The sequence below is a fragment of the Luteimonas notoginsengisoli genome, assembly GCF_042648885.1.
Lineage (GTDB): Bacteria > Pseudomonadota > Gammaproteobacteria > Xanthomonadales > Xanthomonadaceae > Luteimonas > Luteimonas notoginsengisoli.
Genome location: NZ_JBHRYF010000008.1, coordinates 538,727 through 552,782 on the forward strand (window position 1 = coordinate 538,727; position 14,056 = coordinate 552,782).

The following is a 14,056-nucleotide window of genomic DNA, read 5'->3' on the forward strand; positions in this document are numbered from 1 at the left end:
CCCGCTCAAAGAATCGGCGCCAACCCCGCCCCGAACGCGGTGAAGATCCGCGTCATCAGCGACTTCAGCCCCAGGCTGACCTCCGGGAAATCGCCGACCGGTTCGTAGCATTTCCGGAATCCCGGATCCGTCGGCGGCAGCGGCAGCGGACAGTCCGGCCCGGGGACGAACTCGTAGCTGGTGGCATAGCGCACCGGCCACAGGTCGAAGATCGGCAGCGCCTCTGACACCTTGGCCAGCGAGTACTCGAGGCCGGAAAAGACCGGGGGCTTGTCGCGGCGGGCGATGGTCCAGGCGTTGGCCGGCGCCATGTCGCGGCGGATGCTGTCGGCGAGGGCCTTGGCGAACGCGGGGTCGTCGATCACCACCGCGCTCTCGGTGTTGTAGTGGTCGCCGCGCGGATCGAAGTTGTGGGTGCCGACCACGCCGATGCGCTCGTCGATCACCATCGACTTCGCGTGCAGCCCCCAGCGCACGCCGCCGCGGGCCAGCGGCACCGGCTCGTTGGCCGAGAAGCCCGACCAGCGCAGCGCGGAGTATTCGCGCCCCAGCGGGCGGCGGCCGCCGTCGGCCTTCGGCACTTGGGTGAACACCGGCGTACCGTCCTCCCGCCACGACACGCCGAAGGCGCCCGTGGCCTCCGGGTCGATCGGCGCGTCGGCCGGGAACGGCTTGAACTCGTGGATCTCGAAGCCGAAGTCGCGCAGGAAGCGGCGCTTGTATTTGTACGACAGCGCGTAGGTGATGAACGCGTCGGTCGCGGCCAGGCTGTTGGTCGAGACCAGCACCCGCGGTGGGTCGTCGCGCTCGTGCAGCTCGCGGAACAGGTCCTGCGCGGCCGGCGACAGCACCAGGTACGGGGTCTGCAGCAGCACTTCGGAGCGCGCCGACGCGATCAGTTCGCGCAGGCCGTGGGTAGAGGCGGCGACCTCGTCCTCGCGCGAGCGCCGGTGCTTGCGCGGCAGGTCGGCAATGAACTCGACCTCGCCCACGGGCAGCGCCTCCGACACCAGCCGCCGGTCGACCAGAGCGTCATCGGCGGCATCGCGGGCCATCCGCTGCGCGCGCGCAGGTTGCTCGAACGCGGGCGGCGGCAGCGGCGGCACGCCTTCGCGCAGCAGGCGCTTGCCGACGTCGACCAGTTCGGCGATGCGGCGCGTCCGGCGCGCGCTCCAGAACGCCTCGAAGTTCTCGCCCATCTCGCTCGTCGCCGGTCCGGCCACCAGCACGTCGCGGTCGCGGAAGTTGTAGACCGGATCCCAGTCGTAATAGTCGTCCTGGTAGTTGCGCCCGCCGGTGATGCCGACGATGCCGTCGACCAGCAGCAGCTTGCCGTGCATGCGCTGGTTCAGGCGTCGCCAGCAGCACGCCGCGGCCAGCACGTATTGCGGGTAGTTGATGTGCGCGCGGCCGAGCACCGGGTTGTAGATGCGCAGCTCGAAGTTGCGGTGCGCCCCGGCCAGCGCGGCGAGGGTGTCGACGTGCCGCAGCGCAGAGAGCTGGTCGATCAGCACCCGCACGCGGACCCCGCGCCGCGCCGCGGCCAGCAGTTCGCCGAGCACCAGTTGGCCGGCATCGTCCTCGTCGAAGATGTAGGTCTGCAGGTCGATCTCGCGGTTCGCGCTGCGGATCAGGTTCAAGCGGGCCAGCAGCGAATCCTGGCCATAGTCGAGCAGCAGCGCGTAATGGTGCGGCGCCCCGGGGGCGCTCTGGGCGTAGGCCCGGGTGCCCAGTGCGCGCAGCGGGGACGGATCGGCGCAGGCGTCGGCGCGTTCGCAGGTGTCGACACTGGACTGCGCCTGCGCCGCCACCTGCAGCGCACGTTCGCGCTGCAGCGGCGACAGGCTGGTGCACGCGGACGCCGCCAGCAGCAGGACGGGCAGCAGCCAGCGCGCCGGGTGCCCTGCGGTGCGCGGCGTCATGCACCACCCTCGGGCAGCGTGCGCACGCGCAGCGAGAACACCACCTTGTCCGCCAGCGCGAAGCCCCAGCGGCCCATGCCGTAGTCGCCGCGATTGATGCTGCCGCGGGCGAGGATGTCGCAGTCCACCCCGGGGCGCTCGCAGGCCGCCGGGCGGATCGCGAAGCTCTCGCGCCGCTCCACGCCGCGGATCGTGACCTGGCCGCCGAGCCGGCCGCCATGGCGGGTCAGGTCGGTCGAATACGGGTCGGACACGAACTCGATCCACTCATAGCGATCGGCCTCGAAGAAGCCCTCGCCCCGGGTCAGGCGGGTGAAGGTGGAACTGCCGTCGATCTCGACCTCGGCCGCGGCCAGCCGCAACCGCACCTGGTGGCGGCCATCGGGCAGCACCGCGACCTCGCCTTCGTAGCGCGGGAAATGGCCGACCAGGGTCTTGCCCCAGCGCGTCTTCAGGGTGAAACCGATCGCGGAAGTGGCCGGGTCGATCCCGGCGGCGCGCGCGGTGGCCAGCAGCAGCGCAAGGGTCAGGCAGGCGGCGGCGAGCGCCGCAACGGGTCCCCGTGGGGTCACGGCCACCAGAACGCGGACAGGGTCGCGATGCCCGGTTCGATCTCGCCTTCCTTCGGCAGGGACAGCACCGCGATGCCGCCCGGCGGCATGCCGCGGTAATCGCCGGACTGGCCGCTGTGCATCAGCGCGACCAGGCGTTCGAGGCCCGGGTTGTGGCCCACCACCAGCAGCCGGTCGACGGCCCGGTGGCGGTCGACCAGCGCCGCCAGGGTGCCCGGCGAGGCTTCGTAGACATCGTCGTCCAGGCGCTGGTCGACGTAGCCGACCTGCCCGAGCACGGCTTCGAGCGTCTCGCGGGTGCGCCGCGATGGCGAGCACAGGGCCAGGTCGGGCACCAGGCCGTGCTCCTGCAGCCAGCGGCCGGCGGCTTCGGCCTCGGCGTTGCCCTCGGCCGACAGCGGCCGGTCGAGGTCTGGTTGCCCGGGGGCGGGAGGCTCGGCGTGGGCGTGGCGCAGCAGGATCAATTCGCGCATTCGGGCAGGTTCCAGGAGGCGGGTGACGCGTGAGGTGCAGGCTGCAGGCTCGGGAAGGACGGGGCCGTGATGTCCAGCGCCTGCTGTCCCCGGTCCCTGGTACCGGTCACGACTTCTTCAACCAGCGTAGCAGCGGCTGCCAGTCCTCCTGGTGGTCGCGGACCTGCGCCGAATGGTAGTCGAACAGGCTCTTGCCCAGTCCCACCAGCACCACGTACGCCTGGCTGTCGCGCAGCTGGGCGACCATCGGGTAGGGCCACTGCGCGAGCAGTTCCAGCGCCTGCTGCGAGGCATTGGTCCACGGCTTGAGCTTGTTGCCGACCAGGCCGACCCGCAGCTGGCCGCGGCGGATGCGCGGGTGCTTGGACAGCGAGTTGAGGAACGGCACCGTGGCGTCGATGTCCAGCGATGACGGCAGCACCGGCACCACCAGCGCGTCGGCGTGCTCGAGGAAGCCATCGAGCTCGCCGCGCATGGCGCCGGCGGGGGCGTCGATGACCACCCGCTGGGCGTCCTCGGGCACCGAGCGGTGCCAGCCCTTGCCGAGGCCGTCGAGCGGCAGCACCGCGCTGTCCAGTCCCGCCCTGCGCTCGGCCCAGCGGGTCGAGGATCGCTGCGGGTCGGCATCGACCAGGACCGTGCGCTGCCCCGACAGCGCCGACTGCGCGGCGAGGTGGGTTGCGATCGTGGTCTTGCCGACACCGCCCTTGGAACTGGCCACCAGCACTGTCTTCATGCGCTTCCTCCGGTCGACGAAACGATCCGCGAGGGTACACCGCGCCGGAGGCAGCCGCGACCGAGGCGCCTCGACGCCGCGGCGCGACGCTCGCTATCCTCCCGGCATGGGGAACCGACGGTGCGCGACGCGGTCTCGAAGTGTGGTCTTGCAGCAGGGAAGAATGCGCGGACCACGCGCGACGAGAACCGCGCCATGATCGAATTGCAGCAGGTGCACCGCACCTACGCGATGAGCGGGCAGACCGTGCACGCGCTGGTCGCGGTCGACGTGGCGATCACGGCCGGCGAATTCGTCGCCGTCACCGGGCCCTCCGGCTCGGGGAAGTCGAGCCTGCTCAACATCCTGGGGTGCCTCGACCGCCCCAGCAGCGGCCGCTACCTGGTCGAGGGCCGCGATGTGGCCACGCTCGACGACGAAGCCAGCAGCGACATCCGCAACCGCCGGATCGGCTTCGTGTTCCAGAGTTTCCACCTGCTGCCGCGGCTGTCTGTGCTGGAAAACGTGCTGCTGCCGCTGCGCTTCCACCGCCAGCCGCCCGCCGGCGCACATGAGCGGGCGCGCGAACTGCTCGACCGCGTCGGCCTCGGCGACCGCGGCGACCACCGCCCGGGCGAACTGTCGGGCGGGCAGATGCAGCGTGCGGCCATCGCCCGCGCGCTGCTGCTCCAGCCTGCGCTGCTGCTGGCCGACGAGCCCACAGGCAACCTCGACTCGAAGAGCGCCGCGGACGTGCTCGGCCTGATCGACGAAGTGCACAAGAGCGGCCAGACCGTGGTGCTGGTGACCCACGACCGCGACGTCGCCGTGCACGCGCCGCGCGAAATCCGCCTCCACGACGGCAGGATCGAGGCCGATGTCCGGCGCTGACCGCATGCGCGCCGCGCGGCACGCCCAGCTGCTGCTGGCGCTGCTGTTCGTCGCGGCCGCGCCACGAGCCGCCGCCGTGGTTCTGACCGGCGAGGTCCGCGCGACCGACGCCCAGGTCCTGTACGTGCCGTTCTCCAACACCGCGCCGGTGGTCATCCGGTTCTTCGTCGCCGAAGGCGAGCCGGTGAAGCAGGGCGAGCCGGTGCTGCGCATCGACCCCGGCCAGGCGGCCTCGCAGTTGCCCGAACTCGACGCCCAGATCGAACAGGCGCAGGCCACTGCCGCCAAGGCGCTGGCGGAACTGCAGGTCAAGGCGTTGGAGGCCGAATCCGCGGTCGTCGACGCCCGGGCCGAACTGGACACCGCGCGCCTGGACGCCGGGCTGCCGCGCGAGCTGGTTTCCGGCTTGGATTACGACCGCTACCAGGGCGAGCTCGACCGCACCACCCGCGAGTCCGCGCTCAAGCAGTCCGAGCTGGTGGCCGCGCGGGAGGCCGTGGAACGCCAGCGCCGCGACAGCGCGCTGGAGGTGAAGAAACTGCAGCTCAAGCGCGACTATTACGCCGCCTTGGCCGAGAACGCCGAGGTGCGCGCCACCCGCGACGGGGTGGTGGTGCACGGCTACAACAACAACTGGCTCGGCGGACGCATCGACGAAGGATCCTCGGCCATGCCCGGCAGCGAGGCCGGCCAGGTGGTGGCGCCGGGCAGCGCCATGCAGGTCCGCGCCTGGGCGCTGGAACCCGATCGCCGCGGGCTGCGCGTGGGACAGACGGTACGGCTGGCGTTCGACGCCCTGCCCGGCCGCAGCGTCGACGGCCGCATCCGCGGCATCGCCGGCGCCCCGGAGCCGCGCGCCGAATGGGGCAACGGCAGCTACTTCGTGATCGACATCGACCTGCCGCAGAAGACCGGCCTGGCGCTGCTGCCCGGCATGAGCGTGCGCGTCATCGCCCCCGCGCCGGGCGCCGGGCGCGCCACCGGAGCCGCGCCGTGAAGCCGCGGCTGGCCGGCCTGCCGCTCGCCGCCGCGCTGCTCGCCGCGGCGATGCCGGGCGCGGCCGAAACACTGCGCATCGACGGCGAGGTCTACGCCCGCCGCAGCGCGCAGATCATGCCGCCGATGGTCGAGGGCATCTGGCAGTTCAACATCACCCAGCTGGCGCCCGACGGCGCGCCGCTGGAGAAGGGCGCGGTGGCGGTGGCGTTCGACGCCAGCTCGGTGATGAAGTCGCTGGCCGAGAAAAACAGCAAGCTGCAGGAAAAGCAGCGCGAACTCGACCGCCTGCAGCTGGAACTGGCCGAACGCGAGCGCAGCAGCCGCCTCGACACCGAAAAGGCGCGCGCCGAGCTGCAGAAGGCCGCGCGCAAGACCGAGCAACCGCAGGAACTGATCGCAGGCATCGAATACCGCAAGCTCGTGGTCGCACGCGCCCAAGCCGAGCGCAAGCTGGCGCTGGCGCGCGAGCTCGAGCGCGCCAACGCGCAGCAGCGCACCCAGGAGCTGCGCCTGGTGCGCTCGGAGATCGCCCAGCTCAGCGCGGACGTCGCGCGCCTGGGCAAGGCCCAGGCCGACCTGTCCATCGCCGCGCCGCGCAGCGGCATCCTCATGCACCGCAGCAGCTGGAACGGCGACAAGTTCGACGTCGGCAGCCAAGTCTGGCGCGGCCAGACCATCGCCGAAATTCCCGACCCGGCCACGCTGGCGGTGCGTGCGGAGCTGCCCGAACGCGACTATCTGCGCGTGCGTCCTGGCCTGGCGGCGCGTGTCCGGGTGGAGGGCGGCGGGGGCGTGTTTCCGGCCAAGGTCGCCTCGATCGGGCGCACCGTGCGCAGCAAGTCGCAGGTGCAGCCGATCCCGGTGATGGATGTGGAAATCCGCCTCGACGATCCCGACGCCAGGCTCAAACCCGGCCAGACCGTGCGGGTGGAGCTGACCGTGCCCGACCTCGCCGCGAAGGTTGCGCCGTGAACCCGCGCCTCGCCCGCGCATGGCCGCTGGTCGCCGCGCTGCTGCTGGCGGGCTGTGGCGAAGCACCCGCGCCGCCGGTGACCGAGACGGTCGCCGCCGGCCCGCTGCTGCTGGAAGCGCGCGGCGACGGCGTGCTGCGCTCGTCCAAGCCGACGCCGCTGCAGGTGCCCGGCAACGGCTGGTCCTCGCGCCGGATCGAATGGATGCTGCCCGAAGGCAGCCGGGTGAAGAAGGGCGCGCTGATCGCCCGCTTCAGCAGCGAGGAAAGCGAGCAGGACCTGGCGCAGGCACTGGTCGATCTGCAGCGCAACGCACTGGCGCGCGCGGCCAAGGACGAGGAACTGGCCAGCGCGCAGGGGCGGGTCGGCGTGGACATGGCGCAGGTCGCCACCGGCCTGGCCATCGCGCGCCGCTACGCCGGCGCCGACCTGAGCACGCTGGCGCGCAACGAAGTGCTCGACGCGATCGAGGACGTCCACTACCTCGAGGCGCGGCAGGACACGCTGCTCTGGCAGCGCGGCCAGGCCAGCGTCCGCGGCGGCGCCGAGCTGGCCCTGCTCGACGCCCAGCGCGCGACCTTCGACCTCGATGCCAGGGCGCGCCGCGAGGACCTCGACGCGCTGGAACTGCGCGCACCCAACGACGGCGTGCTGATGCTCAGCGCCAGCTGGTCCGGGGTGAAGCCGGCGACCGGGGCGTCGCTGTACGCCGGCAGCGAATTCGGCAGCCTGCCCGACGCGGCGGCGATGGAAATCGAGCTGTCGCTGCCGCAGCTCGAATCGCAGGGCGTGCGCCTGGGCCAGGCGGTGGAGATGTTTCCGCTCGGCCGGCCCGCCGACAAGATCGCCAGCAAGCTGTCGTGGGTGGCCAGCGCGCCGAAGTCGCGCAGCCGCAGCGACCCGGTGAAGTACCTGTCGATGCGCGCCCCGGTGCCGCCCCAGGCCGCGGCGCGACTGGGACTGGTGCCCGGCCAGCAGATGCGGGCGCGGGTCATCCAGCTCGACGCGGCGAAGGCGATCAGCGTGCCGAACGTTGCCCTGCGCAGCCACCAGGGTGCGCTGATGGTGCGGGTACGCGACGGCCACGATTTCGCGTGGCGCAAGGTCAAGCTGGGCGTACGCGGAGTCGCGCGCACGCAGGTGCTGTCCGGACTGTCGCCGGGCGATCAGGTGCTGCTGGCGAACGCCGCCGTGCCCGAAGATGACGCCAACGACGAGACGGCCGGCGACGGCAAGCCGGATAGGAGAGCCGGCGCTGGCGCGGATGGCGCCGCCGCCGATGGGGATGCAGCGGAGGCGGACCGCCCATGACCCGCCTGCTCGCCGTGCTGCCACCGGTCTGGCGCGAAGCCGTCGAAGAGCTCTGGCGCCGGCGCCTGCGCACCGGGCTGACCCTGCTTGGCCTGGTGTTCGGCGTCGGCGCGATCGTGGCGATGCAGGCGGTGGGCGAAGGCAGCCGCCGCGAGGCGCTGCGACTGGTCGAGAGCCTGGGCCTGCACAACCTGATCGCCCAGGCCCGCACCCAGGACGAGGACGCGCGCCGCGAAACCCGCGAGCGCAGCCTGGGCCTGAGCCTGGCCGACGCGCGCGCCGCGCTGGCGGTGGTGCCGGGCGCCGAGCGCTACGCCGCCGAGAAGGCGGTCAAGACCTACGCCATCTTCAGCGACCACGGCCGCAGCGATGCCCAGGCCAGCGGCGTGAGCCCGGACTACTTCGCGCTGTCGTCGCTGCGCATCGCCAACGGGCGCGCGCTGACGCAGGCCGACGACGACGCGCTGGCGGCGGTGGCAGTGCTCGGCCACCAGGCCGCCACCGACCTGTTCCCGGACAGCAATGGTCCCGGCGGCAGCGACCCGGTCGGCCAGCTGGTCAAGGTCAACCACGTCTGGGTGGAAGTGGTGGGCGTGCTGGCCGACCGCGACCTGGGCAAGGACCAGTTCGAGGGCGTGCAGCTGGGACTGGAAAGCAACCGCGTCTACCTGCCGCTGGCCAGCGCGCTGGCGCGCTTCCGGTTCCAGCCGCAGGACGACCAGCTCGACCGCTTCTGGCTGCGGATCGACGACCCCGCGCGGCTGGCCGCCGGCGCCGGCGTGCTCGGGGCCGTGCTCGAGCAGCGCCATGGCGGCGAGGCCGACTACGAGCTGGTGGTGCCGCAGCAGCTGTTCCGCCAGCACCAGCAGACCCAGCGCATCTTCCAGGTGGTGATGGGCGCGATCGCAGTGATCAGCCTGGTGGTCGGCGGCATCGGCATCATGAACATCATGCTGGCCAACGTGCTCGAGCGCCGCCGCGAGATCGGCCTGCTGCGCGCACTGGGCGCGCGCCGGCGCGACGTGATCGCGCAGTTCCTGCGCGAGGCGAGCGTGATCTGCATCTCTGGCGCGCTGCTGGGGCTGCTGTTCGGCACCGCGCTGGCCTACGCGATCGCCGCATTCGCCGGGTGGCAGGTGGCGTGGGCCCCGGTGCCGATCCTGCTGTCGACCACGGTCTGCGCGCTGGTCGGGCTCGCCTTCGGCGTGTACCCGGCCCGTCAGGCGGCGCGGTTGGATCCCATCGCCGCGCTGCGGCACGAGTAGCGCGGCCACCGCCGCTGCGGCGATGTGGGAGCGGCTTCAGCCGCGAGCTCTCTGGTGAACAGGCACCATCCAGGAAAGCGCGCGATCAAAGCCGCCCCGGCAGGATCGCTCTTTGGCTGGACAGGAAGCCGCGGCTGAAGCCGCGCCCGCCGTGCGCTGGTTCAGCGGCGTGGCGGTTGCCAGCCTTCGGGCGGATCGAGCGGCACCTGCGCTTCGGCGAGCACGCGATCGATCAGGTCCTGCTCGCTGCGCACCGCAGGGTCGCGCAGCAGGCGCGCGAACTGCGCCGCACCCTGGTCGGGCTGGGACGCGGAGATGCGGCCCCATTCGAGCATTCGCCAGTCCTGTCGCCGGCGCTTTTCCTGCACCTGAGCCAGCTGCGCAGGCGATGCCCCGGTGGCCTGCAGCAACGAAAGCCCGAAAGACGTGGCCAGGCTGGTGTCCGATCGCTCCGCGGCAACCTGGCCGACGTGGTGGCAGTCGGCAGCGCGCGTGGGCGTGGCCTCGAGGGCATCGCCATGACAGGCGGCGTAGACAGGGTTCAGCGCGGGCATGGCCACGGCTGCCAGGATGGAGGCGGCGGTGACCGCGGCCGCCGCGTCGGGCGCCAGGTCCTCGCCACCCAGGATCTCCGCTTCGTCGGCGCGCGGCGGGTGCGCGGCGAGCGTCGCCTGCGTCCAGCGCAGCTGCTCGTAATAGTGGAAGTCCCACCGCGCGTAGGTGTCCGCGTTCGGCAACCACGAATCGACCGCGCTGCCGCTGGCCAGCAGCGGCGCAAGGTTGTCCGGTTCCACTTGCCGCCAGCGGTCGGCCGCCCGGGTGCGGATCGCGGCATCGACACCATCGGCGGCCTGCAGCACCAGCATGTTGGCCAGCACGTCGCTGCCGGCTCGCGCCGAGGCCAGCTGCAGCCACCGTGCCACGCGCGGATCGCGCGGGCTGGACTGCGACGGTGCATCGCCGCCGGGTGACGCATCACGGGGAGCCTGCGTGGCCAGTTGCAGCAGGCTCGCAGCGAAAGCCAGGTCGCGTGGCTTGCCGCTGGCAGCCAGTTCGACCGCGGTGCGCTCGTAGGCCGCGACCGCTTCCCGCATCACCTGCAGTTGCGCCGCCTCCCCGGCATCCATCTGCCGGTCGTCGTACCCGGGCGTCTGCGCCGCGGCCGCGGAAGCGCCACACAGCAATGCGGCGAGCAGGCAGGTCGTGATCGGGCGGGGCGTCATCGGGCAGGCTTCCTGTCGAACGGATGCCAATCACGATAACCCGCCGGCCGTGCCGCGCACGCGCAGGCGGCAGACCCTAGGGTCCGTCCCAGCTGTCGGCGCGTTCAGCTCGGGCCTAGCCTGCGACTATCCATCCGTGTCGGAGACCGCAGATGCTCATCGCCCAGGAACGCGCGCAGCCGTATGCCAGTTCGCTGCTGTCGCAGGCCAACCTGTCGCCGACCCATCTGTCCCAGGGCCCGCGTCCGCTGGCGTTCCAGCCCGCCGACACGTTCCCCAAGGGCGATGGCACGTTCAGCGGCCAGGCCGCGGGTACCCAGCCGCAGGCCGACCTCGACCAGCAGCTGGCGATGATGGCCAACGACGCCTACGCCGCCGACAACCCGCTGACCGAACAGGCTCTGCAGGATGCGGGCTGGAACCGGCTGGAGTCCAACGAAGCCGGAACTGCGCTGGTCGACGCGCAGGGTCGCGAGATTCCGATCGACCCGGCGCTGCTGAGCACCTCCAACGGCTTCGACGCGGCGATCTACCAGAACGACCAGGGCCAGTACGTCGTCGCCTACCGCGGCACCGACAACTGGGGCCTGGCCAATCCCGGCGACGCCGACGACAACGGCCTGCAGGGCCTGGGCTTCCAGACCGGGCAGTACAGCGACGCCATCGCGCTGGCGCAGCGCGCCGAGCACGTGTTCGGCGATGGCAACGTCGTGGTCACCGGCCACTCGCTCGGCGGCGGCCTGGCCTCGGCCGCCGCGCTCGCCACCGGCGCTTCGGGCGTCACGTTCAACGCCGCCGGCCTGAGCAACGAAACGCTCGAATCGCTGGGCTTCAATCCCAATGCGGTGCGCGACTCGACGGCCGACAGCGGCCAGCTGCGGCGCTACATCGTCAACGGCGATCCGCTCAACGGCGCGCAGCAGGACATCCCGGCGCTGCCGATTCCGGTCCTCGGCCTGATTTCCCCGCCCAACGCCATCGGACACGAATTGCGGGTCGATCCGCCGGCCGACACCGGCTTCGATCTGGCCAAGCTGCACGGCGGCGGCGGCGACGGCGCGTCGTATGTCGAAGCGCTGCGCCAGAACACTCCCTACGATCCGGCCAACCGCCCCACCGCGCCCGAGCGCGCCGGCGCCGCGGTCAACGACGGCCTAGATACCCTGGGCGACCAGGGGGGCCACCTGCTCTCCGACCTCGGCCACGGCGCCGATCGCCTGCTCGATACCGCAGGCTCGGTGCTGCGCGGCAATCCCGGCCTGTTCCCCGGCAGCTGGGTCGCCGGCACGGTCCTCGACGGCGCGGGCGCACTGGCGCGCAACACCGGCGACCTCGCCGGCGCGGTCGTCGACGGCGGCCTGGACCTGCTCGGCAACGTCGCCGAGCCGGTCATCGGCTTCACTGGCAACGTCGGTCGGGATGCGCTGGAAAACCTGGGCGAATTCAACCTCAACCAGCTCGGCAACCTCGCCCGTCAGGGCAGCGACCTGGTCGGCGACGTGCGCGGCAACGTCAGCGAAACCGTCGACGGGATCTCCGACGCGGTCAGCAACGAACTCGCCAAGGGCGACCTGGTCGAAGGCACCTTCGACGTGATCGGCAGCGTCCTCGACGGCGGCATCGACACGGTTGGCGACGCCGCCTCCGGCGTCCTCGGCTTCGCCGGCGACACCGTGCAGAACGCGACCAACGCCGGCGGCAACATGCTGCGCGACCTCGGCGAGCAGGTCGGCCTCGAACAGCCGTTCGACGCAGTGGCCGGCTTCGTCGAAGGCAGCGGCAAGGTGGTCAGCGACGTGGCCGATGGCGCCGGCAAGGTGGTCGACACGGTGGCCGACGCGGTCGGCGACGGCGTGGAAGCGGTGTCCGGCTTCGTCGGCGACGTCGGCCAGGGCATCTCCGATGTCGCGGGCAAGCTCAATCCGCTGAAGTGGTTCTGAGCGCGGCCGCGGGCTTCGGCGCGAGCCGCGGCCTGACGGTGTAACGTGCGGCCATGCCCGCGATCCGCCCCGACGGTCTGCGCACCGACCTCCTGATTTTCTCCCCGCCCAGCCCTCTGCGCCGCGCCGCGGCGCTGCTGCTGGCTTCGCTTATGCTGGCGTCGACGACCGGCTGCGCCGGAGAGGGCAACGACTTGAACCACGGCAAGACCTTCGCCAATCCCACCCATGCCCAGTTGGCCGCCGCGGTGCGTGATGGCGACGACAGGCTGGCGCGCGAGCTGGTCGCCGCCGGCGCCAATCCCGACGCGGTCGACGACAAGGGCGTGCCGCTATTGCAGTGGGCGATGCTGCAGCAGGATCGCGGCGCATACCGCCTGCTGCTCGAGCTGCGCGCCGACCCGACGCGCGGCAACGCCGACGGCCAGACGGCGCTGCACCTGGCCGCGATGGGCAAGGATGCGTTCTGGCTCGACGACCTGCTCGAACGTGGCGTCAGCCCGGACGTCCCAAACACCGTCACCGGCGCGCCGCCGCTGTTCGACGCGCTGCGCGCTCGGCTGCCGGACAACGTCCACCGGCTGCTCGAGGCCGGCGCGCGGCTCGATACGCACGACCGCAGCGGCACCACGCCGCTCCATCAGGCCGCGCTGGTCAACGATCCCGCCTCGGCGCTGGAGTTCCTCGAAGCCGGCGCCGACCCTCGTGCCACCGATCGCAGCGGCGCGACCTTCCAGGATTACCTGTACGACGGCGACCCGGCCGTGCTCAACGCCTCCACGCGCAAGGCGCTCGCGGGCATCGACGCCTGGCTGCGCGCGCATAGCGTTCCGGTGAAGGATCCCGCGCGGCGGTAAAGCCGTCGCCTACCGTAGGCGCGGTGTCCGCCGCCAGCTGTCGGTGGGCGGTTGCTGGTTAATGCACGTAGAAGCGTTCGCGGCTCCAGCCCCTCCCACGGCGCCACGGGAACGATGCAGGAGCATCGCGTGCGCGCGCGCCGGATCGCTCAAGGCCAGGTCGGCGGTGCCGCGCGCCAGGCGGCGGCGACTTCGGCCAGCTTCGCCCGGTCCTCTTCGCGCCAGTCCGGCAGCAGTGCCTTCAGGTTGGCCGGATCGTTCCAGCGCTGCGGTTCGGTACGCACCGCGGCGGCGTACCACTGCACCGCCTCGCCGCGGCGGTCGAGCGTCCATAGCCCCAGCGCCAGGGTCGGCGGCACCCAGGCCGGGTTGTTGTAGGTGTCGATCCCCGCTTCGCGCCAGCGCGCCAGCGCGCCCTCGGCGTCGCCGCTGCGATACAGGTCCCAGCCGTAGTTCCACAGCAGCGGCGCGCGCAGCTGGCTGTTGTTGCCGAGATCGCCCAGCACCTGCGCGTACAGGGCCTTGCCCGCGTCCGCGCGACCGCCGGCATAGGCGATGTGCGCGAGCTGCGCGGCGGCCAGCTCGGCATTGCGGCCGTGGCCCTTCATCGCCTTGAGCAGCCGCTGCTGGACCGCGGCATCCTCGCCGGGAAGCAGGACCAGCGGCTGGGTGGTGGAACCGCTGCCGTCGAAATAGAACTCCTTGGGCGCCGGCAGCGACTGTGCGTGCAGTGCGGGCGGAACGAGGAGAACGAGCAGGAGAGGCAGAGCGAGCGCGCCGGTGCGGCGCCGGATGGACAGTTTCATTGCGACTTCAAGTTGCGGGGCAACCCCTTCCCCGCGCGCATGGTAGCCGCTGGCGCCCGGCGCGGCCAATCCCTGGGGCGTTCGCGGCCTGGACCGATCCAGCGGCGCGCT

At 71.9% G+C, this 14,056-nt stretch carries 13 protein-coding genes; 7 read left to right on the top strand and 6 right to left on the bottom strand.

The features are described from left to right. Positions 1-5 precede the first annotated feature (5 nt). The 4 genes from ACFOM9_RS10245 to ACFOM9_RS10260 all read right to left on the bottom strand — a co-directional run bounded on the left by ACFOM9_RS10245 (position 6) and on the right by ACFOM9_RS10260 (position 3,703). On the bottom strand, positions 6-1,922 hold the full coding sequence (locus ACFOM9_RS10245; protein ID WP_386709890.1) for a phospholipase D family protein: 1,917 nt from the start codon (positions 1,920-1,922) through the stop codon (positions 6-8). Then, on the bottom strand, positions 1,919-2,500 hold the full coding sequence (locus tag ACFOM9_RS10250; RefSeq protein WP_386709893.1) for a YceI family protein: 582 nt from the start codon (positions 2,498-2,500) through the stop codon (positions 1,919-1,921). The genes ACFOM9_RS10245 and ACFOM9_RS10250 overlap by 4 nt, the downstream gene beginning before the upstream one ends. Further along, positions 2,491-2,967: a SixA phosphatase family protein gene (locus tag ACFOM9_RS10255; protein ID WP_386709896.1), complete on the bottom strand. Its 477-nt coding sequence runs from the start codon at positions 2,965-2,967 to the stop codon at positions 2,491-2,493. The genes ACFOM9_RS10250 and ACFOM9_RS10255 overlap by 10 nt, the downstream gene beginning before the upstream one ends. Positions 2,968-3,073: 106 nt before the next feature. Continuing rightward, positions 3,074-3,703 carry a nucleotide-binding protein gene (locus tag ACFOM9_RS10260; protein ID WP_386709899.1) on the bottom strand — a complete coding sequence of 210 codons (630 nt, stop codon included), beginning with the start codon at positions 3,701-3,703 and terminating at the stop codon, positions 3,074-3,076. Between the two features lie 195 nt (positions 3,704-3,898). Between ACFOM9_RS10260 and ACFOM9_RS10265 the strand changes: the two genes are divergently transcribed. Genes ACFOM9_RS10265 through ACFOM9_RS10285 form a run of 5 tightly spaced genes read left to right on the top strand, consistent with a single transcriptional unit; the run spans position 3,899 to position 9,119 of the window. Further along, the gene (locus tag ACFOM9_RS10265) at positions 3,899-4,573 is read left to right on the top strand and encodes an ABC transporter ATP-binding protein (RefSeq protein WP_386709902.1); all 675 of its coding nucleotides are present in this window, start codon (positions 3,899-3,901) and stop codon (positions 4,571-4,573) included. Beyond that, a complete protein-coding gene (locus tag ACFOM9_RS10270) occupies positions 4,560-5,570 on the top strand; it encodes an HlyD family secretion protein (protein WP_386709905.1) in 1,011 nt (336 codons plus the stop codon). The genes ACFOM9_RS10265 and ACFOM9_RS10270 overlap by 14 nt, the downstream gene beginning before the upstream one ends. Further along, positions 5,567-6,544 (top strand): HlyD family secretion protein, encoded by a 978-nt coding sequence (locus tag ACFOM9_RS10275; protein ID WP_386709908.1) that lies wholly within the window; start codon positions 5,567-5,569, stop codon positions 6,542-6,544. Before ACFOM9_RS10270 ends, ACFOM9_RS10275 begins: the two co-directional genes overlap by 4 nt. Next, complete coding sequence (locus tag ACFOM9_RS10280; RefSeq protein WP_386709910.1) at positions 6,541-7,854, top strand: efflux RND transporter periplasmic adaptor subunit; 1,314 nt, start codon at positions 6,541-6,543, stop codon at positions 7,852-7,854. The genes ACFOM9_RS10275 and ACFOM9_RS10280 overlap by 4 nt, the downstream gene beginning before the upstream one ends. Beyond that, entirely contained in the window at positions 7,851-9,119 is a 1,269-nt protein-coding gene (locus ACFOM9_RS10285; RefSeq protein WP_386709913.1) for an ABC transporter permease, read from the top strand. Before ACFOM9_RS10280 ends, ACFOM9_RS10285 begins: the two co-directional genes overlap by 4 nt. Before the next feature lie 161 nt (positions 9,120-9,280). On the opposite strand, the gene ACFOM9_RS10290 is transcribed toward ACFOM9_RS10285, so the two are convergent. Beyond that, a complete protein-coding gene (locus ACFOM9_RS10290; RefSeq protein ID WP_386709915.1) occupies positions 9,281-10,342 on the bottom strand; it encodes a hypothetical protein in 1,062 nt (353 codons plus the stop codon). 152 nt (positions 10,343-10,494) lie between these two features. Here ACFOM9_RS10290 and ACFOM9_RS10295 point away from each other — a divergent pair, with 152 nt between their 5' ends. Beyond that, positions 10,495-12,282, top strand: a complete 1,788-nt coding sequence (locus tag ACFOM9_RS10295; protein ID WP_386709918.1) for an Mbeg1-like protein — start codon at positions 10,495-10,497, stop codon at positions 12,280-12,282. A 53-nt stretch (positions 12,283-12,335) separates the two neighbouring features. After that, the gene (locus ACFOM9_RS10300) at positions 12,336-13,139 is read left to right on the top strand and encodes an ankyrin repeat domain-containing protein (protein ID WP_386709920.1); all 804 of its coding nucleotides are present in this window, start codon (positions 12,336-12,338) and stop codon (positions 13,137-13,139) included. 149 nt (positions 13,140-13,288) lie between these two features. On the opposite strand, the gene ACFOM9_RS10305 is transcribed toward ACFOM9_RS10300, so the two are convergent. Further along, entirely contained in the window at positions 13,289-13,945 is a 657-nt protein-coding gene (locus ACFOM9_RS10305; RefSeq protein WP_386709923.1) for a tetratricopeptide repeat protein, read from the bottom strand. Positions 13,946-14,056 lie beyond the last annotated feature (111 nt).

Coding starts and splice junctions, on each gene's coding strand:
- ACFOM9_RS10245 (WP_386709890.1), bottom strand. CDS start 1,922: ATGACGCCGCGCACCGCAGGGCACCCGGCGCGCTGGCTGCTGCCCGTC.
- ACFOM9_RS10255 (WP_386709896.1), bottom strand. CDS start 2,967: ATGCGCGAATTGATCCTGCTGCGCCACGCCCACGCCGAGCCTCCCGCC.
- ACFOM9_RS10260 (WP_386709899.1), bottom strand. CDS start 3,703: ATGAAGACAGTGCTGGTGGCCAGTTCCAAGGGCGGTGTCGGCAAGACC.
- ACFOM9_RS10265 (WP_386709902.1), top strand. CDS start 3,899: ATGATCGAATTGCAGCAGGTGCACCGCACCTACGCGATGAGCGGGCAG.
- ACFOM9_RS10270 (WP_386709905.1), top strand. CDS start 4,560: ATGTCCGGCGCTGACCGCATGCGCGCCGCGCGGCACGCCCAGCTGCTG.
- ACFOM9_RS10285 (WP_386709913.1), top strand. CDS start 7,851: ATGACCCGCCTGCTCGCCGTGCTGCCACCGGTCTGGCGCGAAGCCGTC.
- ACFOM9_RS10290 (WP_386709915.1), bottom strand. CDS start 10,342: ATGACGCCCCGCCCGATCACGACCTGCCTGCTCGCCGCATTGCTGTGT.
- ACFOM9_RS10295 (WP_386709918.1), top strand. CDS start 10,495: ATGCTCATCGCCCAGGAACGCGCGCAGCCGTATGCCAGTTCGCTGCTG.
- ACFOM9_RS10300 (WP_386709920.1), top strand. CDS start 12,336: ATGCCCGCGATCCGCCCCGACGGTCTGCGCACCGACCTCCTGATTTTC.
- ACFOM9_RS10305 (WP_386709923.1), bottom strand. CDS start 13,945: ATGAAACTGTCCATCCGGCGCCGCACCGGCGCGCTCGCTCTGCCTCTC.